This is a genomic window from Parasphingomonas frigoris (assembly GCF_036663815.1).
In the GTDB taxonomy this organism is placed as follows: Bacteria; Pseudomonadota; Alphaproteobacteria; order Sphingomonadales; family Sphingomonadaceae; genus Sphingomonas.
The window spans coordinates 80,495-105,819 of the sequence record NZ_JAXOJQ010000003.1 but is presented as its reverse complement, the minus strand read 5'-3'; the positions used below and the strand labels follow the sequence as shown (position 1 = coordinate 105,819).

Here is a 25,325-nt window from a genome sequence, read left to right as displayed (position 1 = left end):
GTGACGAAATGAAGCTTGCGACACTCGCCAACGGCACGCCCGACGGTCGCCTCGTTCGCGTGTCGGACGACGCCACCCGGATGATCGGCGCCGACCCCATTGCCGGCTCGCTGCGCGAGGCGATCGAGGATTGGGCACGCTGCGCCCCGGCGCTGGCTGCGCTCGACCCGACGGGCTCCGGAAGCGAGCGCTTCGATGTCGCCGCGACCCTGGCGCCGCTGCCGCGCGCGTGGCAGTTTCTCGACGGGTCGGCCTATCCGAGCCACGGCGAGCTGTTGCAGCAAGCCTATGACCTGCCCCCGATTCCGCCCGGGCCGCCACTGATGTATCAGGGCCTGTCGCACGAATTCCTGTCCGGCCATGCCGACGTCGCCTTGCCCGACGAAGCGCACGGGATCGACTTCGAGGCCGAATTCGCGGTTGTCGTGGATCACGTCCCGATGGGGACCGACGCGCAAACGGCGCTCGGTCATATCAAGCTCGTCCTGCTGCTCAACGACTGGAGCCTGCGCGCGATCGGCGCCGCCGAAATGCGCACCGGCTTCGGCTGGGTGCGCGGCAAGCCGGCCTCGAGCCTGGCGCCGATCGCGGTGACGCCCGATACGCTCGGCGCCGCCTGGCGCGACGGCCGGATCCATCTGCCGATGCTGGTCGACTATGCCGGCAGGCGCTTCGGGGCGGCCGGGGGCGGCGCGATGCAGATCGGGTTTCACGACCTCGTCGCGCACGCCGCGAGCACCCGCAGCCTCTGTGCCGGGACGATCATCGGGTCGGGCACGGTGTCGAACGAAAGCTATCGCGAGGTCGGATCGAGCTGCATCGCCGAGCGCCGCGCGATCGAGATGGTCGACAATGGCGCCGCGACCACAGGCTTCATGCGCTTCGGTGATCGCGTGAGGATCGAGGTGGTGGCCGACGGCGCGTCGATCTTCGGCGCCATCGACCAACGCGTCGTGCAGCGATAGCGTCAGGCGACGGCGGCTGTGACCGCCGGCCCTGCGCTCGCACCGGCGAGGAACAGGATCTGTCGGGCCTGCAGCGCGATCTGCTGCTTCAGGCCCGGATCCACGACACGTCCGTCCGCATCGAACGGCTTCTGTTCGACGGTGTTGATGGCCAGACCGACGGGGGTCGGCCAGCCGCGCATCGCATGCACGATGCCGCGCAAGGCCTGCAGCGTCACGCCGCACGCCTGCCACCCGGCGGCCGTCACCACGAGGCCGACCGCGCGGCCGTCGAAATAGACGCGCTCGTCTCGGTTGAGATCTTCGAGCAGGTCGATCGCATTCTTGACCAGACCCGACACGCCGCCATGATAGCCAGGCGTGCCGATGACGATGCCGTCGCAGCCACGGATCGCATCGACAAACGCTGTCTGCGCCGCGGTCCGCTGGTCGTTTTCGGGCGCGAAATGCGGGAGCTGCGCCAATTCGTCGCCGCCGAACATGTGCGTGTCGGCGCCCATTACGCTGCATTCGGCCAGCACGGCGCGGACGACACGCTCACCGGACGAACCCGGGCGGGTCGTACCGCCGAATCCCACGATCTTCGGAATTTTGCCGGCCGATACAGGGGTCACAGGAAGCACTCCGCTATTTCATATTAGAACAGCGATTATAATACAGACTGGCGGGTGCCTGTCAAATTTGCCGCGGCGCGAACTCTTCTTCGGCCGCGGAGTCGCGGGCGCCGCCAGAACAGTGAGAGCTGCCCGCACGATGCGCCAAAGGCGCGAAAAACGCCGAAGCGGGTGGCTTTGGAAAACCGACCAGCTGGTTGCGGGCGTGTCGCCAAGGGTCGTGATCTTGCGCCGCGATCCGATCGGGCATGCCGTGATTGCCCGAAGATGTCGCCGGGTTTCCGCGTCGGCGATGGCCGACGAAGCGCCGGGGCGCTATCCGGCCTTTTTGAGATACGCCGCGCACATCTCGGCAAGCTGTATCTTCAGTTCTGCCCAGTCCAGATCGCCGGCCGACTCGTCTGTCGAACCCAGGCTGAGCTGACGCGCAAGGGTGGCAAAGATGATGTGGAAGGTCGCGGTAGCGCGCTGCTGTGCATTATCGCCGCCAATTTCGTCCTTGAACGACAGGATCGCCGCAACCGCGGCGTTCTCCGATCGATGCGCACTGCGCCGACCCGATTCAGAGACCAGCGGGTCCTGCGCAGCCCGCTGCATTATGATCCGCAGCAGGGGCGAATGATGCCGCAGCACCTCCGAATAGGATTCGACAAAGCGCGGCATGAAGGTGTCGATCGACGATGCCGCGGCGAGCACCTCGGCGAGCATCGCGTCTTCATCGCACATGACGCGCTCGAGCTCGCTCGCGATCACCGCGCGAACCAGATTATCCTTGCTCTCGAAGCGCAGATAGATCGAGCCGACCGACACGGAACCGACCGTGCTGACTTCCTGCAGCGTGAAATCTTCGCTGCCGCGTTCTAGCATCAATTGCTCGGTGGCGGCCAACATGCGTTCGAGCGACGCCTTGCTGCGACCCTGCTGGGGCTTCCGACTGACAGAGTCGTCGGTCGATGCCGAAGGCTTTGCCGAACTTGGATTCAAGATGGTTGACATAAGCAGCGAACAAACCCTATCAAAATAAGAACGTCAATTCTAATTGTATGATCGGCATGGTGGGACCACCCACCAGCAAGGAGGGGTTACATGCGTTTCTCGGTATTTCTCAATGCGCGTTCGATGGCACCCGAGCAAGATCGTGCGTTGATCCAGAACCTCGAGCGTCATGCGACGCACGCGGCGAAGGCGGGATTCGAGGCGATCTTCATGCCGGATCACCATTTCAACGGCTATATGCCCGTCGCGAGCGACAGCTTCATCTTCGCCGGCTACCTCGCGGCCAAGCTGCCCGACATGTATTTCGGCTTTTCCGTAGTGTCGGTGCCGCTGCACCACCCGGTGCGGTTCGTCGAGCGGATCAACATTCTCGACCAGCTCACCGACGGCAAGCTGCTGATCGGCGTCGGATCGGGAACGACGCCCGAAGAGATGATCGGCTTCGGCGTCAACTACAAGGAATCCGGCGAGATTGCCGAGCGGAATCTCGCGCTGGCCGAGGCGCTGTGGGCGAAGGGCATGGACGATCCCGCCATCGTGATCGACAACGGACCGCATCAGGGCAAGGTCATCCAGCGGATCGCGCCTGCGGCCTATGGTGCCAAGCATGCGCGCTTGATGCCGGTGGCATTCCGCGAAAGCAGCGTTCGCCGTGCAGCCGAAAATGGTTGGCCCGCCTTCATCCCCGCCTTCACCCCACCCAAGATCGGCGGGACCGAACCGTTCGTTCACGTGAAGAAGCATTTCGAAAACTATAAGACGCAATTGCTGGCGGCTGGCCATGACGATGCCGTCGTCGCCGACGCGCTGTCGTGGACGACGCATACCTATCAGGCGGTGCATGTCGCCGAGAGCGACGACCAGGCGCGCGAAGAGCTCGAGATCATCCTGCGGGCGTATCAGGACGCGGTCGAGCGCGAGGCCGAATTCAACGCCCGCGCCGAAAGCGACGACGCCAACAAGAAGACTGACCGGACGCCCGACGCGCTCTCGGATGACTGGATCGGCACCTGGTGCCTGTACGGCTCGCCCGATACCGTTGCGGAGCATCTGGCGCCCTATGCCGAGCTTGGCATCGGCAATATCCTGTGTGGTACGACGACGGGGCCGCTGACGCAGCAGCGGCTCGATTTCGCGACGCAGACGGTCGACTTGCTCTCGACCAAGGTGATGCCGCGCCTCCGCTGATCGTCGCCCTTCACGACTGGCCGGGCGGGTTCGCGCCGGCGTTACCACGATAAGGAAGCCTGTAGATGCGCGATCTCTCAATCGACGAGTCGGCCTCGCTGACGGCCGGCGGGGCGATGTGGTCGAGCGTGGCCATCCCCGATGCCGGGGTGGTGTCCTTCACCATGGCGGACGGACCGATGGGCATTGCGAGCGGTCGGATCGACGAACGCGACGTATCGTTGCTGTCGCCGTGCCCGACCGCCCTGGGCGCGAGCTGGGATATCGCCTTGTGCCGTCGCGTCGGGATGCTGATCGGGGGTGAAGCCGTCGCGCGCGGCGTCGACGCGATCCTCGCGCCCAACCTCAACCTCGCGCGCAGCCCGCTGGCGGGCCGCGCGTTCGAATATTTCTCCGAGGATCCGGTGCTGGCCGGCGTGTTGGGGGCGGCCTGGATCGAGGGTGTTCAGTCGACCGGCACGGGTGCGGTGGCAAAGCATGTCGTCTGCAACGACAGCGAAACCGATCGCGACACGATCGACGTCCAGGTCGACGAGCGCACCTTGCGCGAAGTCTATCTGTTGCCGTTCGAACTCGCCGCACAGGCAGGCTGCGTCGGAATGCTGGCGGCCTATAACAAGGTCAATGGCGACTGGTGCGCTGAACAGGCGCATGTGCTGTCCGACATCATCAAGGGCGAATGGGGCTATGGCGGCCTCATCATGAGCGATTGGTTCGGCACGCACTCGACCGAGGCGGCGATCAACGCCGGGCTCGATCTCGAAATGCCGGGTCCGGCGCGTTTCCTCGGGCCGAAGGTCGCCGAGGCGGTCGCTGCGGGACAGGTCAGTCCGGCGCGCGTGGCCGATGCGGCGCAGCGCGTTGCGGGCGCTGCGGCGCGACTTGCGACCGGCAAGGCGGAGCCGCTCTCCAAGGCCGAGAGCGATGCGCTGCTGATCGAGGCCGCGGCTGCCGGCTTCGTGCTCGTTCGCAACGAGGGAGCGATGCTGCCTTTGCTGCCGGGCTCTGCGCGGCGCATCGCGGTGATCGGCCCCAATGCCGCGGCGCCCTGCTATCAGGGCGGCACCTTTGCCAAGATCGCGGTCACGCCCGACGCGGCGACCCCGATCGAAGCGATCCGCGCGCGCTACGGCGCCGCCTGCGAAATCGTGTTCGAGCCGGGTGTCGATCCTCAGCCACGCTTGCCGAACATGCCGGTCATGCCGGCCAGCGATATCGGCGACGGCTGCACCAGCGGCATGACGCTCGAATATTTCGCGAGCACGGACTGTTCGGGCGAGCCGCTGACGCGCGAGACGCGGGCGACCAACTCGATGGTCTGGTTCGTCGGGGTGCACGACCAGGGCCGGTTCGACCGGCCGGGCTCGGTCCGCGCCAGCGGACGTTTCATCGCGGAACAGGCGGGCGAGCATTTGTTCTACCTCGGCGCGACGGGTGAGGCGCGCCTGATGGTCGACGGCGTCGAGATCCTGCGGGCCGGGCGCGCGCTTCCCGCATCCGACGTGATGGGCGCGCTCAAGAGCGGGGATGCCGAGATGGTGGCGTTTTCGCTTGGCGCCGGGCAGGAAATCCACGTCACGATCGAGTTCCGCTACGAAGGCGCCCGGGTGCAGGGGCTGTGGTACGGCATCCGCCGTCCCGACAGCGCCGAGGCGATGCTGGCGCGTGCGGTCGCCGCCGCGCGCGATGCCGATGCGGTCCTGCTGATCGTCGGCGAGACGTCCGACTCGAGCGTCGAGAGCAAGGACCGTCCCGACACGCAGATCGCGCCCGAGCAGATCGCGCTGATCGAGGCGATTACCGCCGCCAACCCGCGCACCGCGATCATCGCCAATGTCGGTCATGCGTTCGCGACGGATTGGGAAGACCGTGCCGCCGCGCTGTTGCTCACTTGGTATCCAGGGCAGGGGTTTGGGGATGCGCTGGCAGAGGTGCTGGCGGGCGACCGCGAGCCCGGCGGTCGGATGCCGGTAACGATCGCGCGCGACGAGGCGGACTATCCCGGGCTGGACGTCAAGCCCGGCCCGGATGGCAAGCTGGCCTATGCCGAGGGCACGCATATCGGCTATCGTGGACTGGTGGCGAACGGCAAGCGCGCGCGGCATCCGCTGGGCAGCGGCATGGGCTATGCGCGCTTTACAGTCGAAGGGGCGAGTGCCGACGGACTGACGGTCACGGCGACCGTTCGCAACGTTTCGCCGCGGGCGGGTAGCGAAGTGCTGCAGCTATACCGGGACACGCCCGAGTGCGCGCTGATCGGCTTCGTCAAGGTCATGATCGCGCCCGGCGCCGAGGAAACGGTCACGATGACCGTCGACCGTGCACGGCTGCGACGCTGGCAGGATGGATGGGTGTTCCCGACCGGTCAGGTCGGCGTGCGGCTCGCCCGCTCGGTCGAGGATAGCGGGATCGCGCTTGATCTGACGATGCCTGGCTGAGCCCGTGGGCGGGCTGGTCGTCGATCAGCCCGCCCCGGTTCGTTTGAAATGATACGTCGCGACCGGACGGCGCGCCGAAGGATCGGTGCGCTGTCCGTTCGCGTGCGCGCTGATCATCGCGACGCGCCATCCGGCGGCGCGATGACCGGCGTCAGGCGCCCTCGGCCAAAGCGGAGCGGCCCAGGCCGGTGCGCAGCGCGACCACGAGGGCCCCGACCGCCACGCCGAGCGCGGCGAGCCCCGCCACCAGGAAGGCACCGTGGATCGAGCCGGTGGCGAGGTCGAGCCGGTGGACCAGCCACGGCGACACGAACTGTCCGAGGAAGAAGGCGCCGGTCCACAATCCCATGCCGCGCCCGCGATGCTCGAAGCTGAACTTGGTCTGCGCCCAGACGATCAGGGTCGGGATCGCCATGCCGGCGCCGGTCTGTTGCAGCACCAGCGACATGACCATGACGGGAACGGTGGTCGAAAGACCGATACCGGTCAGCCCGGCGCCGAGCACGACCAGGAACGCGCCGAGCTGCACCGCGTTCGACCGGCCGGCGAGCAAGCGGAACAGCAGCGCGCCGAACATCACGAACAGGCTGGGAATCCAGCTCAACTGGCTGACCCGCTGCGGGCTGGTGACGCCGATCTCCTGGAAGGCCAGGCTGCCGTTGACGATGAAGACGTAATAGAGCGCGGAGACGAACAGGGTGAGCGCGGCGACCTGCAACGCGGTCGTCATCGGAAAGGGGTGCACGACGCGCGCCGGCGCGGACGGCGCGACGACAATTTCGGGTCGCTTCGGCTCGAACATGTAGGCGAGCATTGCGAAGTAGATCGGGAAGGCGACGAGATAGACGAGGAAGCCGCCGTTCCAGCGCAACGAGGCGACGGTGCCGGTCAGCAGAATCACGCCGCTGGCAAGAAACGGTCCGGCAATGCCTTGCAGGAACAGCCAGTTGCGGCGGCCGCGGTCATCCCAATAGTCGCCGATCAGCGTGTTCACGATTGTAAGAATACCGGCCTCAGTAACCCCAAGCAGCAACCGCGATGCGAAGATCGTATCGAGATCGTTCAGGAAAAACGGGGCTGTGCCGAACAAGCCGTAGAAGAATGTGCACCACAAGAGCAGCGTGCGGCGGCCGAACCGATCGACGAAGAAACCGGCGAACGGTGCCAGCAGGGCGATGGTAAGGCCGGGAGCCGTCACCATCAGCGGGACTTTCGCCTTGGCGTCCGGGTCATCGGCGAAATGCTGGATCATCGAGGCCACGACGGGGAACATCGATACGATCGCGAACAGCGGCAGAAATCCCGCCATCACCACGGTGATGCCTTGGGGTTTTAGCGTCAGACTGCGGAAATAATCGGCGAGCGCCTTCATCAAAACTCTCCAGCTGGGTTTTATAACCCATGTTCTAATATCGTATAAGACGCGTATGGGTGCCACCGCAAGGACCGTTTCGACGGGATTCCCGCCTTGGCAGATGCAGCGTTATCCGCGCTTGAGGGTCGCGATATCGTCGCCGGAAAGCCGGCGGATCATGACGTTGCGGAACAGGATTTCGGCACCTTCGAGTTCCAGCGCGATCCGGCCGTCGCGCAGCGGTGCGCCCGGATGGCCGTCAACCGGGCGCTGACGCAGGCCGAACAGCGTGGTGACGATGCGCCCGTTGACGATGTGTGCCGCCTGATCCCCGAAAGCGATGAGATCGAGCGTGTTCCAGCCGTCGTGCAGTTCGAAATCGCCGGTTTTCTTGTACCATTGCCGCGCAATCCCGCCGGCCACGACGGGGTCGGGATAGGTTTTTGGCAGGAACGGCGGATAGGTCGGCCAGACCGGCGTGCCTCCGAGGTTGGCCCCCTCCAGACCCTGGGTGTTGACCAGGATGGCATCGCCGAGATCGCTCTCCTCCATCTGATATTCGATGCAGTCGGGATAAAGAACGGTGTCGCCCGGTGCCATATGATACAGGATACCGCTGTTGCGCTTGGCCAGCGTGCGCGGCGCGAAGCGTTCGATACCCCAGCGGAAGTCGAGCCGGAGATGATAATCGGCGTAGCTGTCGCGCGTCGTGAGGCGGCCAAATCCGCCGCCCGGGCTGCGCTGGTAGCGCGGTCCCATAAAATGCAGCACGCCGTCGTCGATCGCCACCGCGCCAAGCCGATCGACCGTGCCTACCCCATCCTGATAGAAGCTCCAGCCGGTCAAATCGACACCGTTGAACAGCAATTGCCAGGGATTGAGGGGGGCGGCGGCGCGCAAGAGCGCGGGAATCGACCCGCTGAGCACGGCACTCGCGCCGATTATGCCGCTCCGCAACAGCGCCCGGCGATCCACTCCCACGTTCATCCTCACGCCTCCACGCCATCCACCGGTTGACCGGTTCAATAGTTCAATACTAGAACGGTGATTCAAATAAACAAGGAGGGAGCGGATGATGCGACGCCTGCGCATGGGCATGATCGGCGGTGGACCGGGATCTTTCATCGGGCCCGTACATCGCATCGCGGCTGAATTGGATCGCGAGATCGAACTGGTCGCTGGCGTCTTCGCGCGCGATGCCGGTCGTTCGCGCTCGGCTGCCGAGGGCTATCGGATCGACCCCGATCGCGGTTATCCTGATCTGGCGACGATGTTCGCGGCCGAGCGGCAGCGCGACGACGGGATCGACTTCGTGACGATCGTCAGCCCGAACCACCATCATCTGCCGGCGGCGCGTGCTGCGATCGCGGCGGGCATTCCCGTGCTGAGCGACAAGCCGATGACCGCGACCTTTGCCCAGGCGCTCGAATTGGCAGACGTCGTGCGCGAAATGACGGTCCCCTATGCGCTCACCTATACTTATTCGGGCTATCCGCTGGTGCGCGAGGCGCGAGCGCGGGTCGCCGCCGGTGCGATTGGCACGATCCGGAAAGTCGTGGTGGAATATCCGCAAGGCTGGCTGGCGGGCGGGGCGAGCGGCAAACAGGCAGAATGGCGCGTCGATCCGGCACAAGCGGGCGAGGGGGGCTGCGTCGCGGATATCGGGGTCCATGCCTTTCACCTCGCGGAGTTCATAACCGGGCTTCACGTCATCGAAATTTGCGCGGATCTGGGCTCCGTCGTGCCGGGGCGCGCGCTTGGCGACGATTGCTCGGTGCTGCTGCGCTTCGAAGGTGGTGCGCGCGGGGTCTTGCTCGCGTCGCAGATCGAGATCGGGGAACTCAACGGCCTGCGTATCCGCGTCTATGGCGACCGGGGCGGGCTGGCGTGGCGGCAGGAGCATCCCAACACGCTGACGCTCCACGCGCTCGACGGCACAACCACGCTCCTTCGCGCAGGCGACGCCGGGTTGGGCCAGGATGCGCGTGCCGCGACGCGCACGCCGGGTGGTCATCCGGAAGGATATCTCGAGGCGTTCGCCAACCTCTACCGTGACTTTGCCACGCTGTTGCGGGGCGGCGACGCACCGCTGCTGCCGCGTCTGGACGATGGGGTGCGCGGAATGGCCTTCATTTCGACAACCGTTGCCGCAAGCCTGGCGTCCGCCGGCTGGACGCAGCTTAATCTTAACGGAGCGAAACGATGAAAACGATCAAGGGACCCGGCATTTTCCTCGCGCAGTTTGCAGGAGATGTCGCGCCGTTCAACACCCTCGACAGCATAGCCGATTGGGCTGCCGGGCTCGGCTATGTCGGCGTGCAGATTCCCAGTTGGGACGGCCGCCTCTTCGATCTGGCGAGGGCTGCGGAAAGCCAGGATTATTGCGACGAGGTGAAAGGGATGCTGGAGTCGAAGGGCCTCGCCATCACCGAATTGTCGACGCATTTGCAGGGCCAGCTCGTTGCCGTCCATCCTGCCTACGATGCGCAGTTCGACGCATTCGCGCCGACGCAGGTCCATGGCAATCCGACCGCGCGCCAGCAATGGGCGGTCGAGCAGCTCAAACATGCTGCCGTTGCGAGCCGCCGGCTCGGGCTCAGCGCGCATGCGACATTCTCGGGTGCGCTAGCGTGGCCGTATCTCTATCCGTGGCCGCAGCGTCCGGCAGGGCTCGTCGAGGATGCTTTCGATGAGCTGGCGCGGCGCTGGCGGCCCATTCTCGATGTGTTCGACGGTAATGGCATCGACCTCGCCTACGAGATCCATCCGGGCGAAGACCTGCACGACGGCGTGACCTACGAGATGTTCCTCGATCGCGTCGGCGGTCATCCACGCGCGCGCATCTTGTACGACCCGAGCCATTACGTGCTGCAGCAGCTTGATTATCTCGCGTTCCTCGACATCTACCACGAGCGGATTGCCTGCTTCCACGTCAAGGATGCCGAATTCCGGCCGAACGGACGGTCCGGGGTCTATGGCGGATATCAATCCTGGGTCGACCGGCCCGGCCGGTTCCGCTCGCTGGGCGACGGTCAGGTCGACTTTCCGGCGATCTTCTCCAAGATGGCGCACTATGATTTCGCCGGCTGGGCAGTGCTGGAGTGGGAATGCGCGCTGAAGCATCCCGAGCAGGGCGCCGCCGAGGGCGCGCCGTTCATCGCCCGCCACATCATCCGCGTGACCGACCACGCCTTTGACGATTTCGCCGCCGGAAGCGCCGACAGCATCCGCAACCGGCAAATGATGGGAATCCGCTAAGCGCGCAGAAGCCGTGCCCCGGCGTCGAAGCGAGGCCCCGTAGCGTACGACGGGGCATCGCGTCGACGCCTGTTCTGGGCCTTGCCACCATTGGGCACGTCGCCGGGCATGCAGCGGTGCGGCGACCTCGGCGAGCTCTAGGGCTCGCCGAATTAACGCTTTTCAAAAACTGGTCCTGCCGGTGAGGATTGAACTCACGACCTCAGCCTGCGGGACGGGCACGTGATGGCCGTCCACCGCGTTGCCGCCCGCGTCGGGCGCCTGTATGCCGGGAGCGAGATGCGTCACGATCTGGTGGCCGTAGAAATCGAAGTCGATCCACTGGTCTGAACCGCGCCCTTCGGGGCAGCCCATCACATCACCCCAGAAAGCCCGTGCGACCGCAATGTCGTGCACGGGAAAACCCAGATGGAAGGGAGGCAGCGTTATATGTGTCTCCTGATGGATGGTGAGGATTGGGGAAGCACGGCGCTGGCCCCGACCGCGACCTGATCGAGACGCGCGCGCGAGGCGCCGTCGCTCGCCTCGATCGACATGCCTTGCAGCAAGGTGTTCAGCGTCGTCGCCAGCGTTTCGACATCGGTGCCGGCCGGCAGCTGGCCATCCGACAGGCCCCGCTCGAGGCGTCCGAGGAACAGGCGGCGGCCCTCCTCGCGCAGCTGGCGCAAGGCGTCCGCGACGCTTTGGAATTCCGCCGGAACGTTGATCGCGCCCATAACCACGACGCAGCCGCACGGCGCATCCGGGGTCGTCAGGATGCGCGCTGCGCTGGTGAAGAAACCCCCGATGGCCGCATGGACGTCGGGCTCGGCGCCAATCTGGTCCCAGGCATCATCCCAGTACAGCCGCTCGTAATGCGCGACCGCCTCCATGAACAGCTGCGCCTTGTTGCCGAAGGCGGCGTACAGGCTGGGCGGATTGATCCCCATCGCCGCGCAGAGTTCGGCGATCGTGGCAGGGGCAAAGCCCTTCTTCCAGAACACGCCGAGCGCTGCCTCGAGGGCTTGCGCACGATCGAACGAACGCGGGCGACCTTTGGCACGATGGGGTTCGATGGGGCTTTGAACGGCAGGCGTAGACACTTTTTTCACTTCCGGGGTTGACGATTTGTAGCGAGTACTACAGATAAGCCTCTGTAGCGCACGATACAGTATGTGACGCGCATAGCTCAAATACAAGCCGTTTCAGGAGTTTCCCATGTCCAAGAACCTCAAGACCATCCCGACCAGCGATTTTGACGCCGTCGTTGCCACGGCGCAGGCCTATGTCGAGGGCCTGCGGATCGGCGACGCCGATGCGACGATGCGCGCCTTCCACGCGGACGCGGTCATGTTCGGCTTCACCAATGGTGAACTGCTGGGCGGCACCGCGCGCAACCTGCATGCCTTCGTGGCGGAGAACGGTGCCGCTCCTGACATCAAGACGCGGATCGACGTGCTGGCGATCACGCCGACGACCGCAGTGGTGCGCGTCGACATGGAAAAGGACGCGATCGGCGCCGACTATACCGACTTCCACACGCTGCTGAAGCAGGACGGTGGCTGGAAGATCGTCGCCAAGACCTACCACCAATACGAGGGCTGACCCCGCGCGGAGGGGCGTTGCTCGACGCCCCGCCCGCCCTTGCCCAATTTTTCCAACAGGAGCCGTCATGGCCAAGGTTTTCATCGTCGGCGCGGCCGGCAAGGTCGGCACGCGCCTGGCCAGGGTGCTCGCTGCGAAGGGCACCACCGCTATCGCGCTGCATCGCAAGCCCGAGCAGGCCGCTCCGCTGGCCGCAATGGGTGCAACACCGGTCCAGGGCGACCTGACCGCGCTGTCCGATGCGGCGCACGCCGCACTGATGGCGGGCAGCGATGCGGTCGTCTTCGCCGCCGGCGCGGGCGGTGCGGGGATCGAGGTCACCAACGCGATCGATGGCCGCGGCCTCGAACGCGCGGTTGCAGCGGCACAGGCGGCGGGCATCGCGCGCTTTCTGCTCGTCTCGGTGTTTCCCGACGCGCTGCGCGACGGTGATCGCAACGAAGGGTTCGAGAATTATGCGCGGGTCAAGAAGCTCGCCGACGCGCATCTCGTAGCCAGCGATCTCGACTGGGTGATCGTGCGCCCCGGCACGCTCAGCGATGACGCCGGCACCGGCCACGTCCGCGCCGATGCCGCGATCCCCTATGGCGACGTGACCCGCGACGACGTTGCGGCGACGTTGGCGGGCATTCTCGAACGGCCCGACATCTCGCGCACGATCATCGAGCTGACCGCGGGCGATACGCCGATCGGCGCCGCGCTCGATCGCCTCGCCGCGCGCTGATCGCGCCCCGCATTACCGAAGGATTTTATCCCATGCCGAGCGTCGAACACGCCGCCATCCTCGACACCGATGCGGACCGCGTCTGGAGCATCGTCAAGCGCTTCGGCGCGATCGCCGACTGGCACCCGGAGATCGCCGAGGGCCGGATCGACGGCGACATTCCCGACGGCACGCCGGGCTGCGTCCGCGTCCTGCGTCTCGCCGATGGCGGAACCCTGCGCGAACGCCTGCTGGCGATCGACGATGCCAACCGCAGCCTCACCTATCGCTTCGACGCGGCGCCGCTGCCGGTCGACGATTATCGCCTCACCGTGGCGCTGGTGCCGATCACCGGCGAGCCGCGCAGCTTCATCCGCTGGACCGCGCGCTTCGACGTGCGGCCCGGCCACGATCCGGCCGAACAGGTCGCCGTCATCCGCGGGCTCGTCGCCGGCGGACACGACGCCCTTGGCCAATTCCTGACACAGAAAGCAGTAGCATGACCGACACTTCAACCCGTACCGACCTGTTCGCCCCCGCCACGTTGGGCGCGCTCGACCTCGCCAACCGCATCGTCATGGCGCCGCTGACCCGCAGCCGCGCCAGCGACGACGGCGTGGTCGGCGAATTGCAGGCGACCTATTACGCGCAGCGCGCGACGGCTGGCCTGATCATCGCCGAGGCGACCAACATCTCCGCGCAGGGGCGCGGCTATGCGCTGACCCCCGGCATCTGGAGCGACGAACAGGTCGCTGGCTGGAAGCAGGTGACCGACGCGGTCCATGCGGCCGGCGGCAAGATCGTCTCGCAATTGTGGCACGTCGGCCGCTTCAGCCACACCAGCCTGCAACCCGGCGGTGCGGCACCGGTCGCCCCCTCGGCGATCAAGGCGGAAGGCCCGACCTTCACCGACACCGGCATGCAGGAAGTGTCCATGCCGCGCGCACTGGAGACCGACGAGATCCCCGCGCTGATCGCCGACTATGTCCGCGCGGCGGCGAATGCGAAGCGTGCGGGCTTCGACGGGATCGAGGTGCATTCGGCCAACAGCTATCTGCTCGACCAATTCATCCGCGACAGCACCAACACGCGCACCGACCGCTATGGCGGGTCGATCGAGAACCGCACCCGGCTGACGCAGGAAGTGGTCGAGGCGGTGCTCGGCGTGTGGGAGCCGGGCCGCGTCGGCATCCGCCTCTCGCCGACCACGCCCGATGCCGGCAACACCCCGCCCGACAGCGACGTGATGGCGACCTATGGCCACCTGATCCGCAGCCTCAACCGCTTCGATCTCGCCTATCTCCACTTCGTCGAGGGGGCGACCGGCGGCACGCGCAAGCTTCCAGCGGGCATCGACCTCGACGTGCTGCGCGCGCAGTTCGACGGCGCCTATATCGGCAACAACGGCTATGACCTCGATCTGGCGATTGCGCGTCGCGCCGCGGGCAAGGTCAATGCGGTGGCGTTCGGGCGGCCGTTCATCGCCAATCCCGATCTGGTCGAGCGCCTGCGCATCGGCGCCGACCTGATCGAGGCGCCCAAGGACGCTTATTATGGCGGTGGGGCAGAGGGCTACACCGACTGGCCGACCCTGGCGCGCTGACGCCGCATCCTCCCAACACTTCATATTCTCGCCGGCCACGCAGCGATCCCGCCGTGGCCGGCCACAAAGGACAGATGATGAGCCATCTCAAGAACAAGGTCGCCATCGTGACCGGCGCCTCCTCCGGCATCGGCAAGGCCGCCGCGCTGGCGCTGGCCGCCGCTGGCGCGAAAGTGGTCGGCGCCGCGCTCGACCAGGGCCTGCTCGACGCGCTGGTCGCCGAGATCACGGCGGCGGGCGGCACTGCGGCGGTGCGCGTCACCGACGTCGCCGACCGCGACGATGCCACGGCGCTCGCCGCCTTCGCCAAGGACAGCTACGGATCGGTCGACATTCTGGTCAACAATGCCGGCCTGATGCTGTTTTCGCAGTGGAGCGACCTGGCGGTCGACGACTGGGAGAAGATGATCGACGTGAACATCAAGGGCTATCTCCACATGATCGCCGGCGTGCTGCCGATCATGCTCGAGCAGAAGGCAGGGCAGATTCTCAACATGGCGTCGGTCGCCGGGCATCAGGTGGATGCCGGGGCGGGCATCTACAGCGCGACCAAGTTCTTCGTGCACGCGATGACCGAGTCGATGCGCAAGGATCTGGGCGTCCACCACGGCATCCGCGCCAGCACGATCAGCCCCGGCGTCATCGACACCGGCTGGGCCGACAAGGTCAGCGACCCCGCCGGTCGCAAGGTCGCGCAGGAGCTCAACAAGGTCGCGATCGCGCCCGAGGACGTCGCGCGCGCGGTGCTCTACGCGCTCGACCAGCCGGCGAACGTCACGATCAACGACCTGATCGTCTCGCCCACCAAGCAGAACTGGTAAAACACGACGATCGCCGCGCACCGCGGGCGACCGTCCATCCCCCATCGCGTTACGAGAGATGAACAATGTCGAAGCTCTTCACACCCCTGCCGATCCGCGGCGTTACCCTGCGCAACCGCCTGGCGGTGTCGCCGATGTGCCAATATCAGGCCGTCGATGGTTTTGCGGCGGACTATCACCTGATCCATTACGGCCGGTTCGCGCTCGGCGGCTTCGGCCTCGTGATGGTCGAGGCGACGGGTGTGTCGCCCGAGGGCCGCATCACGCATGGCGATCTCGGCCTGTGGAACGACGAACAGGTCGATGGTCTCGCGCGGATTGCTGCGTCGATCCAGCAGCACGGCGCGGTTCCCGGCATCCAGCTCGGTCATGCCGGGCCCAAGGCCTCGTTGCTGCGGCCGTGGGACGGAAATTCGCCGGTGCTGGAAACGCCGAAATTCGCCGATGAGATCCGCTGGCCGACGTTCGGCGCGAGTCCGGTTCCCGCCGCCGAGGGCTGGGACGCGCCGACCGCGCTCGATGACGCCGGGATCGCCAAGGTCCGTGCCGATTTCGCCAGCGCCGCGCGCCGCGCGCTGACGGCAGGGTTCGACGTGGTCGAAATCCACGCCGCGCACGGCTTCCTGCTCAACGCGTTCCTGTCGCCGCTGACCAACACGCGCACCGATTCCTATGGCGGCAGCCTCGAGAACCGCATGCGCCTGCCGCTGGAGATCGCCCGCGACCTGCGCGCCATCTGGCCCGACGACAAGCCGTTGTTCGTCCGCATCTCGGCGGTCGACGGCAGCCACGAGGGCTGGACGATCGAGGATTCGGTCACCTTCGCCAAGGCGCTGAAGGAGATCGGTGTCGATGTGATCGACAATTCCTCCGGCGGGTTCGGCGTGTTCCACTACCCGACCGGTTACGGCTTCCAGGTGCCGTTCGCGGCGCGGGTGCGCGAAGGCGCGGGGATCAAGACGATGGCGGTGGGCCTGATCGTCGACGCACAGCAGGCCGAAGCGGTCGTTGCCAATGGTGAGGCCGATATCGTCGCGCTGGGCCATGCCGCGCTGAACAATCCCAATTTCGCGTTCCACGCTGAACAGACGCTCGGCGCGGCCGATCCGGCCGCGCCATTTGCGAACTGGCCGACGCAGATGGGCTGGTGGCTCGATCACCGCGCCGGGCGCCTCGCCGCGCTCGGCCCAGTACGGGTTCAAGTACCGGTTCAAGCGCCGGCTCCGGTTCGCGAAGCCGCCTGACGACCGGTCATCCGACCGCACCTCCATCCTCCACGAAAGGACCGACCATGACCAAGCCGACCTATATCGACGACCATGAAGCGATCACCACGGTGCTGACCAAATATATCGACGGCTGCAAACAGGCCGACAGCGCGATCATGAAACCCGCTTTTGCTGCCGAGGCGACGATGTTCGGCGTGGTCGATGGCGCGCTGACAGGGGGCCCGATCCAGACCCTGTTCGACGGGATCGACGCCGGCTTCACGCCCGCACCCGAGGCCCGCTCGGCCTTTGCTTACATTGACATCAGCGGCAGCGCCGCCAGCGCGCGCATCGACAGCAACGACATGTCGGGCAGCCTGTGCTTCACCGACTATTTCAACCTGCTGAAGGTCGATGGCGAGTGGACGGTCATCAGCAAGGTTTATCACACCCATGCGACCCCTGCCGCCTGACGGAAGCATCCCTCACCACCGAAGCTGACGGTCGGGACGTCAGCCCGTCGGCGAACGCCGCCATCGCGTCTGATGGCGGCGTCGCGCGAGCGGGTCGGACGGGAGGGGGGGGCCTTCGCGGTTCAGGACTTCGGTTTCCAGAGCCAGTCGATCCGGTCGTCGCCCGCTTGTAGCGGCTTGCGGGCCCAGTTCGCCGCCACGTTGGCGTCGCCATGCCCGGTATAGCGGGCGACATCGGGGTAGGCGTATAGCGGTCGGGAGCGTTGCACGGCGCCCGCTGCATCGCGCTGCGTGGCGATGATGCCGTCCGGCGCATGGGCGTGCTCGACCCAGTTGACGATTTCGGTCAGCATGTCGAAGCTGTTCGGCGCATCGCCGCCGCGGCAGTGGAACATGCCGGGCACAATGAACAGGCGGAACCAGTCGCGCGTCGCAGCAAGCCCGCCGCCCCGCGTCCACACCTGCGCATAATAATCGATCATGCCGGCCGGGGGAACGCCATAGTCGTAGCTGCCATGATAGGCGATCAGTCGGCCACCCCGCTGGCGGAAGGCGTCAAGGCGCGGCGCTGCCCCTGGTGCGACCGCGTCATAGGTCGCGGCTGCAGCCTCGACGTCCCGGACGTCACGGTCCCAGTCGAACGTCCGATAGTCGTAGGTCGGCCTGGCCGAGGGGAAGTTCAGAAATCGCAGCGAGTGCTGCGCGACCGTCGCCATCAGCGGACCGTTCGCTAAAACGATAGCTATCGATATCGCGTTGCCGTTGTGCATCGATCATGGGAAGGTCGGCGGGGTCGCAAAACGCGGCTGGAGAAGCGTTTTGAGCAATCACCGCAAGCCGATGCAAGCACGGTCGCGTAAGACCTACGAGCTTTTGCTCGCGGCTGCGGAAACGCTCCTAGAAGAAGTTGGCGTCGAGCGAATTTCGAGCAATTTGATCGTCCAGCGTGCCAACCTGACGTCCCCGGCTTTCTACCGCTATTTCGATGACAAATATGCCTTGATCGAGGTTCTGGCGGAACGGTTGATCCAGCGTCAGAACGAAGCGCTTCTGCGCTGGATCGACCGCTACCGCGATGCGGGATATGATGTGTTGGTCGACCATATCGAGGACCTTGTCCGCGAAATGGACGCGATTACGTGCCAGCAACCGGGCGCAATCTGGATCATGCGGGCGCTCCGCGCGGTGCCGAGCCTCGCCCATATTCGCCTCGCATCGCATCACTTCGTCACCGATCTGATGACGGACGTGTATATGCCATATCTGCCCGGCGTGCCGCGCGACCTGGTACGCCGCCGCACGCGGCTGGCGGTTGAGATCGCCTATTCCGTCGACGAGATGCTCAAGGAAGACGGGGGCGTGCGCGACGAGGTCTTTGAAGACCTGACCTATATTTTTCGGTCGCTCTATTATCATCCCGATCTAGCGAGGTCGCCGCCGATGCCCGCCGTAGCCGCGCCGACTGGACAGACATCGCCGCTCAACGCCTCACGGACATCTCCTGACCTGTCATAAAAACGATATCAACTACTATCATATGCGCCGTCGACACGAATCAATCGGGGCGCACAATGATCCATTCCTTCGTTCATCGGTCGGCACTGGTCGGCACCCTGCTGGGTGGCGCGGCAATGGCCACGCCAGTCTTCGCGCAGCACAATATTGCCGCCGATCCGGCAGCCGTCACGGCAGAAGAGCCCGACAAGACACGCGTCGCCGATGGCAACGATATCGTGGTGACCGGGCGCGCTGGCACGTCGCGCCAGCGCAAGGTCGAAACGAGCTATGCCATCTCGACGATTTCGGACCAGGATCTGCGCATCCGCGCTCCGATCGGTGTCGCCGAAGCGCTCAAGCAGGTTCCCGGCTTCTACAGCGCGCCGACCTCGGGGGAAGTTTCCGGCGGCGTGCGCGTGCGCGGCATTCCGAGCGATGGCTATCAGACGGTCGCCTTGCTCGAGGATGGCATCCCGATCCAGGGCGACCCAGGTCTCGGTTGGCTCAACGGCGATCAGTCGCTGCGCATCGATCAGAGCGTTCAGCGGATCGAAGTGGTGCGCGGCGGGCCCTCGGCGATCTTCTATTCGAACGCGCCGGGCGCTGCGATCAACTTCATTACGCGCAAGGGTCGGGACACGCTCGAAGGGCTCGTCCGCTACGAAGCGGCAAGCTACAATTCGCACCGCGTCGACGGCTGGATCGGCGGACCGATCGGCGCGAGCGGCTGGCATTTCTTTGGCGGCGGCTATTATCGCGTGTCGGATGGCCCGCACAATTCAGGCTTTACGCAGGATCGTGGCGGCCAGTTCCGCGTCAATCTCTCCAAGGAATTCGAGCGCGGCGCGATTACCCTCGGCCTAAAGCGGATCGACGAGCGTGTCGGCTATTGGGGCGGCGGCATCTATGCTGGCAGTGCCGACGGAACGCCGAGAAACGTCGTAGGACTCGATAACAAGATCGACAATGTTGTCGGCCCCGACACCCGCTATTTCAACTTCCTGACGCCCAACGGCACGGTCAAGTTCGACAATGGCATCGGTAGCAGCATCAAGCTAAACCAGATCAGCTTCCAGGCGCATTACGACATGAGTGATAGCTTCAAGCTGGAAGAGAATGTGCGCTATCGCACGAGCTGGACGCAACGGAACAGCATCACGCCGTATACCGTCGCCGCATCGGCGAGCGCGCTGCTGACCAGCACCTTCGGCAAGCCTGCTACGGGGACGAGCTACGCCTTGGTCTATCGCGACAGCGGGGCTGCGTTCAATCTCGCCAACCAGAACGGCAACGGCCTCGCTCTGGTCAATCTCGCGCGCACGCACACCGTGCCGCTCGACGAGTTTATCACTGATACCCGGCTGGTCGGCAAGGTCCATCTGCTAGGCGCGCACAACCTCGCATTTGGCGTCTATTACGCCCGCGAGCAGGAGGATTATAACGCGCTCAGCGCTGCAGTGCTGACTGATGTCAAGGCGCATGCCGAAGTGCTCGATGCCTATCTCGTCGATGCGCGCGGCAACAAGCTGTTCAAGATCAGCGACAATGGCGTCATCCAATATGGCGCCGAATATGCCAATGCTAGCGGCAGCTCGGACAATATCGCCGCTTATGCCAGCGACGAGTGGCAGCTGACCCCGAAGTTCCGGCTGGAGGGCGGCGTGCGTTACGAGCAAATCAAGACGCGCGGGCAGGTCGAGGGCACTAAGAAGGCCAATCTCGGCCAGAGCGCGACGAGCGCCGACGACTCGGTCGGCGTCGGCACCGGCGTGTTCGCGCCCTTCTCGCGCAAATACGATCACGTCGGCTGGACCGCTGCCGCCAATTATCAACTCCGTCCGTTTTTCGGGGTGTTCGCGCGCTATACAGACACGTTCCGACTTCCCGCTGTGTCGAGCTTTATCACCAACGCTAATGCGGCACCCGTCGTGCAGACGCTCAACATGCTCGAAGGCGGCGTCAAATATTCGCGCGGCAAGGTCGATCTCTACGCCACCGCTTTCCGCACGGTGTATAACAGCTACGCGATCAGTGACTTTCAAAGGCTCGCCAACGGCCTGCTCTCCCCGGTGACGGTTTATGGCGACACCAAGACCACCGGCACCGAGATCGAGGGGACGTGGCGGCCGACCGACTGGTTCGATCTCCACGCCTCGTGGACATGGCAGGATAACCGCTTCAGCAAGTTCGTCTATACCAATAGCGCCGGCGTGCTGACCGATTATTCGCACCACCGCGTCAACGGCGTGCCCGACAATACCTTCCGTGTGACGCCCGGCCTGACGCTGTTCGACCGCAAGGTGCGGCTCCAGTCGGACGTCAACTACATCGGACCGATCTATACCGACGTCGCCAATCAGATCCGGCTGCCGAGCTATTGGTCGGTCGATTTCGACGCGCAGTTCCAGCTCACGCCAAAGCTGCAATTTGGGCTTATCGTGGCAAACGTCACCAACGCCTTCGGCCTGGTCAACGGCAACCCGCGCGCAGGGACGATCGACAACAGCCAAGCCGGCCAGCCGGTCTATATCGGCAGCTCGCTCTACCAGCGGAACTATCGCGGGTCGCTCACCTACCGCTTCTGATGCCTGTGCGCAGCGTGGACGTCACCACGCCGCGCCCCGTTTCCCAGCTTTGAAAGGATTTTGCCGTGCGTGTTGGTCTTACTCTGCTGGCGCTCGTCCTGGCGCAGACTCCGCTGCTTGCCGCCCCGGGCGACGCGCCGCGCATCCCGCTTGTCGCGAGCTTGGCCGACGGGCAGTGGCTGAAGGGCGATTTGCATCTGCACTCGCGCCACAGCAAGGATTCGACCAACAATCCCGAGGCGAAGATCATCAAGTTCGCCGAGGATATCGGGTTCGACTACCTCGCCATCACTGATCACGACAATCACGTCGCGGGCGATGTCGCGCACAATACGTGGAGCGATCCCGAATTCACATCCAAGTCGGTGATCCTGCTCTACGGCGCCGAATGGACGACCGAGCGCGGCCACGGCAACGTCTTCTCGGCCAAGCCGTATGATCATCAGCGGCTGTTCGACGTGCGCGATGCGCGCGATTCGAAGATCCTCGCGGTAAAGCGGGCGCTCGGTATCCACCTTTCGGGCAACCATCCCGCCGGCAAGGACCATTTCGGCTTCAGCTTCGATCTGCTCGATTCGCTCGAAGTGTGGAATTCGGCGATCTGGCCCAACAATACCGCAGCGCTGATGATCTGGGACGACATGCTCAAATCGGGCCGCAAGCTGACCGGGCGCGGCGGTAGTGACTCGCATCACGGCACGCCCGCTACGCCCGAGCAGAAGACGTCACACACGGCCGAGCGCAACGCGAATTATGTTGGCACGCCGACGACCTGGGTGTTTGCCAAGACTCGCGATGCAAAAGGCGTGGTCGATGCGCTGACCAACGGTCGCGTGTCGATCAGCGCGAACCCATACGACCCGCGCGTCGAGCTCCGCGCCGATCTCGACGGCGACGGGCGGATGGACATGATGATGGGCGATGATGCGCGACCGACCGGAAAGCCAGTCACCTTTCAGGTTCGCCTCGTCGGCGGTGGGATAGCAGGCGCGGTCTATCATGTGCGCGTGATCAAGAATGGCGAGCCGCTCGGCGCCTATGATACCGATCCCGCCAGCAACGCGGTCAGCTTTACCGACACGCCCACTGCGCAGGGGCGCAACTATTACCGCGTCGAGGTCGAAGGCACGCAAACCCCGTATCCGCAAGTGCCGGTTTCGACCGTGCTGAGCGGCAAGATGATCGCGCTTTCGAATCCCATCTATTTCAACTTTGATCCCGACTTTTGAGAGTTCGAGCTGAAGACTGATCCGGTGCGGCTGGCTACGGCCACCAAATTGACCTGCGGCCCGTTTCCTTGACCAGCTTTGAGCTGCGACATTGTTGTTTGGGGCAAGTAATCGCAATTTGGCGAGGCGCAGGTCGCGTTCGTGATGAAGCATGCCGAGGCGGCACGAGCGTTTGCGAGGGATACCTCAACGCGTTCAATCGTAACAAGAGTCATTGCGTGAGGCAAAAATACGTCAAATTGATGCCTTCGGTGATGCGGCGATTACGCTCGCTCGAGTTTCGAAGAAAAGCTCGCGGCTCGTGGCTCTCCGTTTGCACAAAACGATGTCGCAGCATGTCGTATCAGGAAAGCTGTGGGCCTCATCGGCGGCACGAGTTCGTTGATGACATTCGGAGCATCGGGTCATAATTGTGCGACGGGTATTCAGCGTGGCTCATGAAAGTGATCGAACTACCATATCGAGATTGCCGTTCCGATGACATATTGGTCCGCTCGAGTGCGCTAATCCAGCCGCGCCCTCTCGAGCATCCGACGATGAAAGAGAAGGCCTCGGCGAAGTCCGCGAATTAGAGCCGCCTACGCAAAGCCTGTCGTTCCTCATCAAACGTCCATGCCGGAAGTGTCTCGACCGCCGCGGCACGCTCCGCGGGTGTGATCCAGTCGATAATGATGTCAGCCTTCCAGACACGGAGAAAGCGCGGCAACGAAGCGCGCGCAACGCGCATCGTTCAGTCCGGCTATGTTTATCCGACCCGAGTCCGGCATGTAGATGCCATGATCCGCGCGCAGCATAGCGACCGCCAGGCGGTCGATCGGCAGCAAGGCGAACAGGCCCTGCTGGCGGGCGATACATTCCAATTTGGGATGCGCTGCCCCGAGCGAAGCCCGCAAGCCATTGATACGAAGACGCATCCCGTCGAGTTCGTCGCGCCAGTCGGCGGCGAGCGCCGGGTCTTCCAGGATCAGGCGGACCGCCGCCGCGCCATGGTCTGGCGGCATCGACCAGAGGCTGCGCGCGAGCACCAGCATCGTTTCGCGAACCGGCAGCGCGGCGGCGGGCGTCGCCGCCTGCACCCACAGCGCGCCAACCCGCTCGCGATACATCGCGAAATTCTTGTCGCAGCTATAGGCGACCAGTGCCTCGGGCACCGCATCCAGCACGGCGCGGGCGCCCGACGCGTCTTCCTCCAGCCCGCGCCCTAGGCCCTGATAGGCGAGATCGATCAGCGGCACGAGGCCGCGTACTGCGATCAGGGCGGCGAGCTCGACCCACTGATCGTCGGAAAAGGCGGTGCCGGTGGGATTGTGGCAACAGCCATGCAGCAGCACCACGTCGCCGACTTCGGCCTCGCCCAGCATGGCAAGGCAGGCATCGAAGTCGATGTCGGAACGGTCGGCGTCGTAATAGCGATGCGCGCGCACTGCCAGCCCTGCGGCGTGGAATATCGGGGCGTGGTTCGGCCAGGTCGGCGTGCCGATCCAGATCGTCGGCGCGCGCCGCGTCCGTGCAATCAACTCCGCCGCCAGCCGCAACGCGCCCGTCCCGCCTGGGGTCTGGATGCCGGTGATCCGTTGATCGCGCGCGCGCGCTGTTCCCAGCGCGATCGGCGCGAGCAGATCGGTGAAGCGCTGATCGCCCTCGGCGCCGAGGTAGCTCTTGCTCGGCTGTTCCGCGAGCAGACGCGCCTCGGCCGCCTTGACCGCGCGCATGACCGGTGTCGCGCCGGTCGCGTCCCGATAGACGCCGACGCCGAGGTCGATCTTGTCGGGCCGGGGATCGGCACGATGCAGACCGATCACGGCGAGCAGAGCGTCGGGCGGTTGGCGCTCCAGCGAGCTAAACATTGGTGTGGAGCCGGTCGATGCCGTCGTCATGTCGTTGCCTTCCCGCGTGCATAGGCCTGCGTACCGCGACTATGGATCAGGTCGCCGGGCAGGATCGTCTCGATCTCGATGTCTGGCTGGTTCGCGATCTCGGCATAGAGCGGGCCGAAATCGGTACTGAGGGTTTGCTCGAGGAGGTCTTCGAAGCTGTCGATCACGAAGTAATTCTGCTGGAAATCGTCGATCCGATATCGCGTGCGCATCAGCCGCCGAAGGTCGAACCCCAGGCGATTGGGTGAGGGGTCATCGAGCGCGAAGATCGACTCGCCATAAGACGAGACGATCCCGGCGCCATAGATCCTGAGATCACCGCCGGTCCGGATCAGGCCGAATTCCACCGTATACCAGTACAGCCGGGCAAGTCGGTCGATCATGCCCAATTGCGTTGCGCGCTGCCCGCCGCGACCATAAGCCTGCATATAGTCAGCAAAGACCGGGTCCGCGAGCAGCGGGACGTGCCCGAAAACATCGTGAAAGACGTCCGGCTCCTGAAGGTAATCGAGTTGATCGGGGCGCCGGATGAAGTTGCCTGCGACGAAGCGACGATTGGCGAGATGGTCGAAGAACACCGCGTCAGGCACCAGTCCGGGAACCGCGACGACCTGCCAGCCGGTTGCCTGCATCAACCGTTCCGACAGTTCGGCGAAGTCCGGGATGCCGGGCTTGGTTATCCGCAGGATGTCGAGCCCGTCGAGGAATTGCGGTGCGACGCGACCGGGGAGCATTCGCGCCTGACGCTCGAACAGCGTATCCCAAACCGCGTGTTCGGTCTCGGTGTAAGCGGACCAGTTCTGCGGAATGGTCCAGTCTTCGTCGCTTCCCGCCGGGCGCTCGATCATGCTACTCGTCATGCGGACAGTATCGCAAGGCCACGGTGAAATTGCGTTCCATTTATCTCGCTTCTATCAAAGAGGTTGATGAAT

General features: G+C 64.8%; 24 protein-coding genes. 15 read left to right on the top strand and 9 right to left on the bottom strand.

Annotated features, from left to right (window positions below; translation table 11 throughout):
• Positions 1-8 precede the first annotated feature (8 nt).
• Entirely contained in the window at positions 9-965 is a 957-nt protein-coding gene (locus U1872_RS10705) for a fumarylacetoacetate hydrolase family protein (protein ID WP_332792894.1), read from the top strand.
• A gap of 2 nt (positions 966-967) precedes the next feature.
• Here the strand turns inward: U1872_RS10705 and U1872_RS10700 are convergent, their stop codons facing one another.
• The gene (locus U1872_RS10700; protein WP_332792893.1) at positions 968-1,579 is read right to left on the bottom strand and encodes an NADPH-dependent FMN reductase; all 612 of its coding nucleotides are present in this window, start codon (positions 1,577-1,579) and stop codon (positions 968-970) included.
• Between the two features lie 315 nt (positions 1,580-1,894).
• Positions 1,895-2,470, bottom strand: coding sequence for a TetR/AcrR family transcriptional regulator (locus U1872_RS10695; RefSeq protein WP_332792892.1), 576 nt, complete (start codon positions 2,468-2,470; stop codon positions 1,895-1,897).
• 195 nt (positions 2,471-2,665) lie between these two features.
• Between U1872_RS10695 and U1872_RS10690 the strand changes: the two genes are divergently transcribed.
• Positions 2,666-3,763: an LLM class flavin-dependent oxidoreductase gene (locus tag U1872_RS10690; RefSeq protein WP_332792891.1), complete on the top strand. Its 1,098-nt coding sequence runs from the start codon at positions 2,666-2,668 to the stop codon at positions 3,761-3,763.
• 65 nt (positions 3,764-3,828) lie between these two features.
• Positions 3,829-6,201, top strand: coding sequence for a beta-glucosidase (locus tag U1872_RS10685; protein WP_332792890.1), 2,373 nt, complete (start codon positions 3,829-3,831; stop codon positions 6,199-6,201).
• Positions 6,202-6,352: 151 nt separating this feature from the next.
• Here the strand turns inward: U1872_RS10685 and U1872_RS10680 are convergent, their stop codons facing one another.
• Together U1872_RS10680 and U1872_RS10675 are read right to left on the bottom strand one after the other, a co-directional pair.
• Entirely contained in the window at positions 6,353-7,573 is a 1,221-nt protein-coding gene (locus tag U1872_RS10680; RefSeq protein WP_332792889.1) for an MFS transporter, read from the bottom strand.
• A 111-nt stretch (positions 7,574-7,684) separates the two neighbouring features.
• Positions 7,685-8,647 (bottom strand): 3-keto-disaccharide hydrolase, encoded by a 963-nt coding sequence (locus U1872_RS10675; protein ID WP_332792888.1) that lies wholly within the window; start codon positions 8,645-8,647, stop codon positions 7,685-7,687.
• Between U1872_RS10675 and U1872_RS10670 the strand changes: the two genes are divergently transcribed.
• Positions 8,631-9,761, top strand: a complete 1,131-nt coding sequence (locus U1872_RS10670) for a Gfo/Idh/MocA family protein (RefSeq protein ID WP_332793612.1) — start codon at positions 8,631-8,633, stop codon at positions 9,759-9,761. The two genes, U1872_RS10675 and U1872_RS10670, sit on opposite strands and share 17 nt — an antisense overlap.
• Positions 9,758-10,813 (top strand): sugar phosphate isomerase/epimerase family protein, encoded by a 1,056-nt coding sequence (locus U1872_RS10665; RefSeq protein WP_332792887.1) that lies wholly within the window; start codon positions 9,758-9,760, stop codon positions 10,811-10,813. The genes U1872_RS10670 and U1872_RS10665 overlap by 4 nt, the downstream gene beginning before the upstream one ends.
• 162 nt (positions 10,814-10,975) lie before the next feature.
• Here the strand turns inward: U1872_RS10665 and U1872_RS10660 are convergent, their stop codons facing one another.
• Entirely contained in the window at positions 10,976-11,209 is a 234-nt protein-coding gene (locus U1872_RS10660) for a hypothetical protein (RefSeq protein WP_332792886.1), read from the bottom strand.
• Between the two features lie 29 nt (positions 11,210-11,238).
• Positions 11,239-11,985: a TetR/AcrR family transcriptional regulator gene (locus tag U1872_RS10655; RefSeq protein ID WP_332792885.1), complete on the bottom strand. Its 747-nt coding sequence runs from the start codon at positions 11,983-11,985 to the stop codon at positions 11,239-11,241.
• 25 nt (positions 11,986-12,010) lie between these two features.
• Here U1872_RS10655 and U1872_RS10650 point away from each other — a divergent pair, with 25 nt between their 5' ends.
• The 7 genes from U1872_RS10650 (at position 12,011) to U1872_RS10620 (ending at position 17,205) form a co-directional block, all read left to right on the top strand.
• The gene (locus U1872_RS10650; protein WP_332792884.1) at positions 12,011-12,397 is read left to right on the top strand and encodes a nuclear transport factor 2 family protein; all 387 of its coding nucleotides are present in this window, start codon (positions 12,011-12,013) and stop codon (positions 12,395-12,397) included.
• Between the two features lie 67 nt (positions 12,398-12,464).
• Positions 12,465-13,121, top strand: coding sequence for an NAD(P)H-binding protein (locus U1872_RS10645; RefSeq protein ID WP_332792883.1), 657 nt, complete (start codon positions 12,465-12,467; stop codon positions 13,119-13,121).
• A gap of 32 nt (positions 13,122-13,153) precedes the next feature.
• Positions 13,154-13,603 (top strand): SRPBCC family protein, encoded by a 450-nt coding sequence (locus U1872_RS10640; protein WP_332792882.1) that lies wholly within the window; start codon positions 13,154-13,156, stop codon positions 13,601-13,603.
• A complete protein-coding gene (locus tag U1872_RS10635) occupies positions 13,600-14,703 on the top strand; it encodes an alkene reductase (RefSeq protein WP_332792881.1) in 1,104 nt (367 codons plus the stop codon). The genes U1872_RS10640 and U1872_RS10635 overlap by 4 nt, the downstream gene beginning before the upstream one ends.
• A 77-nt stretch (positions 14,704-14,780) precedes the next feature.
• Complete coding sequence (locus tag U1872_RS10630) at positions 14,781-15,524, top strand: SDR family oxidoreductase (RefSeq protein WP_332792880.1); 744 nt, start codon at positions 14,781-14,783, stop codon at positions 15,522-15,524.
• 65 nt (positions 15,525-15,589) lie between these two features.
• Positions 15,590-16,768: an NADH:flavin oxidoreductase/NADH oxidase gene (locus U1872_RS10625; RefSeq protein WP_332792879.1), complete on the top strand. Its 1,179-nt coding sequence runs from the start codon at positions 15,590-15,592 to the stop codon at positions 16,766-16,768.
• Between the two features lie 47 nt (positions 16,769-16,815).
• Positions 16,816-17,205, top strand: coding sequence for a nuclear transport factor 2 family protein (locus U1872_RS10620; RefSeq protein ID WP_332792878.1), 390 nt, complete (start codon positions 16,816-16,818; stop codon positions 17,203-17,205).
• A gap of 122 nt (positions 17,206-17,327) precedes the next feature.
• Here the strand turns inward: U1872_RS10620 and U1872_RS10615 are convergent, their stop codons facing one another.
• On the bottom strand, positions 17,328-17,921 hold the full coding sequence (locus U1872_RS10615; protein ID WP_332792877.1) for a tannase/feruloyl esterase family alpha/beta hydrolase: 594 nt from the start codon (positions 17,919-17,921) through the stop codon (positions 17,328-17,330).
• A gap of 103 nt (positions 17,922-18,024) precedes the next feature.
• Between U1872_RS10615 and U1872_RS10610 the strand changes: the two genes are divergently transcribed.
• From U1872_RS10610 to U1872_RS10600, 3 genes are all read left to right on the top strand, one after another.
• A complete protein-coding gene (locus U1872_RS10610) occupies positions 18,025-18,720 on the top strand; it encodes a TetR/AcrR family transcriptional regulator (RefSeq protein WP_332792876.1) in 696 nt (231 codons plus the stop codon).
• Between the two features lie 56 nt (positions 18,721-18,776).
• Positions 18,777-21,287, top strand: a complete 2,511-nt coding sequence (locus U1872_RS10605) for a TonB-dependent receptor (RefSeq protein WP_332792875.1) — start codon at positions 18,777-18,779, stop codon at positions 21,285-21,287.
• A gap of 65 nt (positions 21,288-21,352) precedes the next feature.
• Positions 21,353-22,516 carry a CehA/McbA family metallohydrolase gene (locus tag U1872_RS10600; protein WP_332792874.1) on the top strand — a complete coding sequence of 388 codons (1,164 nt, stop codon included), beginning with the start codon at positions 21,353-21,355 and terminating at the stop codon, positions 22,514-22,516.
• 674 nt (positions 22,517-23,190) lie between these two features.
• Here U1872_RS10600 and U1872_RS10595 read toward each other — a convergent pair.
• Together U1872_RS10595 and phhA are read right to left on the bottom strand one after the other, a co-directional pair.
• The gene (locus U1872_RS10595) at positions 23,191-24,393 is read right to left on the bottom strand and encodes an amino acid aminotransferase (RefSeq protein WP_332792873.1); all 1,203 of its coding nucleotides are present in this window, start codon (positions 24,391-24,393) and stop codon (positions 23,191-23,193) included.
• On the bottom strand, positions 24,390-25,253 hold the full coding sequence (phhA, locus tag U1872_RS10590; protein ID WP_332792872.1) for a phenylalanine 4-monooxygenase: 864 nt from the start codon (positions 25,251-25,253) through the stop codon (positions 24,390-24,392). The genes U1872_RS10595 and phhA overlap by 4 nt, the downstream gene beginning before the upstream one ends.
• Positions 25,254-25,325: the final 72 nt, after the last annotated feature.

What these genes read in the sequence shown, in the direction of transcription:
- U1872_RS10695 (WP_332792892.1), bottom strand. Translation starts at nt 2,470, where the DNA reads ATGTTGGCCGCCACCGAGCAATTGATGCTAGAACGCGGCAGCGAAGAT.
- U1872_RS10635 (WP_332792881.1), top strand. Translation starts at nt 13,600, where the DNA reads ATGACCGACACTTCAACCCGTACCGACCTGTTCGCCCCCGCCACGTTG.
- U1872_RS10665 (WP_332792887.1), top strand. Translation starts at nt 9,758, where the DNA reads ATGAAAACGATCAAGGGACCCGGCATTTTCCTCGCGCAGTTTGCAGGA.
- U1872_RS10625 (WP_332792879.1), top strand. Translation starts at nt 15,590, where the DNA reads ATGTCGAAGCTCTTCACACCCCTGCCGATCCGCGGCGTTACCCTGCGC.
- U1872_RS10670 (WP_332793612.1), top strand. Translation starts at nt 8,631, where the DNA reads ATGCGACGCCTGCGCATGGGCATGATCGGCGGTGGACCGGGATCTTTC.
- U1872_RS10675 (WP_332792888.1), bottom strand. Translation starts at nt 8,647, where the DNA reads ATGCGCAGGCGTCGCATCATCCGCTCCCTCCTTGTTTATTTGAATCAC.
- U1872_RS10640 (WP_332792882.1), top strand. Translation starts at nt 13,154, where the DNA reads ATGCCGAGCGTCGAACACGCCGCCATCCTCGACACCGATGCGGACCGC.
- U1872_RS10645 (WP_332792883.1), top strand. Translation starts at nt 12,465, where the DNA reads ATGGCCAAGGTTTTCATCGTCGGCGCGGCCGGCAAGGTCGGCACGCGC.
- U1872_RS10705 (WP_332792894.1), top strand. Translation starts at nt 9, where the DNA reads ATGAAGCTTGCGACACTCGCCAACGGCACGCCCGACGGTCGCCTCGTT.
- U1872_RS10650 (WP_332792884.1), top strand. Translation starts at nt 12,011, where the DNA reads ATGTCCAAGAACCTCAAGACCATCCCGACCAGCGATTTTGACGCCGTC.
- U1872_RS10690 (WP_332792891.1), top strand. Translation starts at nt 2,666, where the DNA reads ATGCGTTTCTCGGTATTTCTCAATGCGCGTTCGATGGCACCCGAGCAA.
- U1872_RS10630 (WP_332792880.1), top strand. Translation starts at nt 14,781, where the DNA reads ATGAGCCATCTCAAGAACAAGGTCGCCATCGTGACCGGCGCCTCCTCC.
- U1872_RS10595 (WP_332792873.1), bottom strand. Translation starts at nt 24,393, where the DNA reads ATGACGACGGCATCGACCGGCTCCACACCAATGTTTAGCTCGCTGGAG.
- U1872_RS10615 (WP_332792877.1), bottom strand. Translation starts at nt 17,921, where the DNA reads ATGGCGACGGTCGCGCAGCACTCGCTGCGATTTCTGAACTTCCCCTCG.
- U1872_RS10605 (WP_332792875.1), top strand. Translation starts at nt 18,777, where the DNA reads ATGATCCATTCCTTCGTTCATCGGTCGGCACTGGTCGGCACCCTGCTG.
- phhA (WP_332792872.1), bottom strand. Translation starts at nt 25,253, where the DNA reads ATGACGAGTAGCATGATCGAGCGCCCGGCGGGAAGCGACGAAGACTGG.
- U1872_RS10620 (WP_332792878.1), top strand. Translation starts at nt 16,816, where the DNA reads ATGACCAAGCCGACCTATATCGACGACCATGAAGCGATCACCACGGTG.
- U1872_RS10680 (WP_332792889.1), bottom strand. Translation starts at nt 7,573, where the DNA reads ATGAAGGCGCTCGCCGATTATTTCCGCAGTCTGACGCTAAAACCCCAA.
- U1872_RS10685 (WP_332792890.1), top strand. Translation starts at nt 3,829, where the DNA reads ATGCGCGATCTCTCAATCGACGAGTCGGCCTCGCTGACGGCCGGCGGG.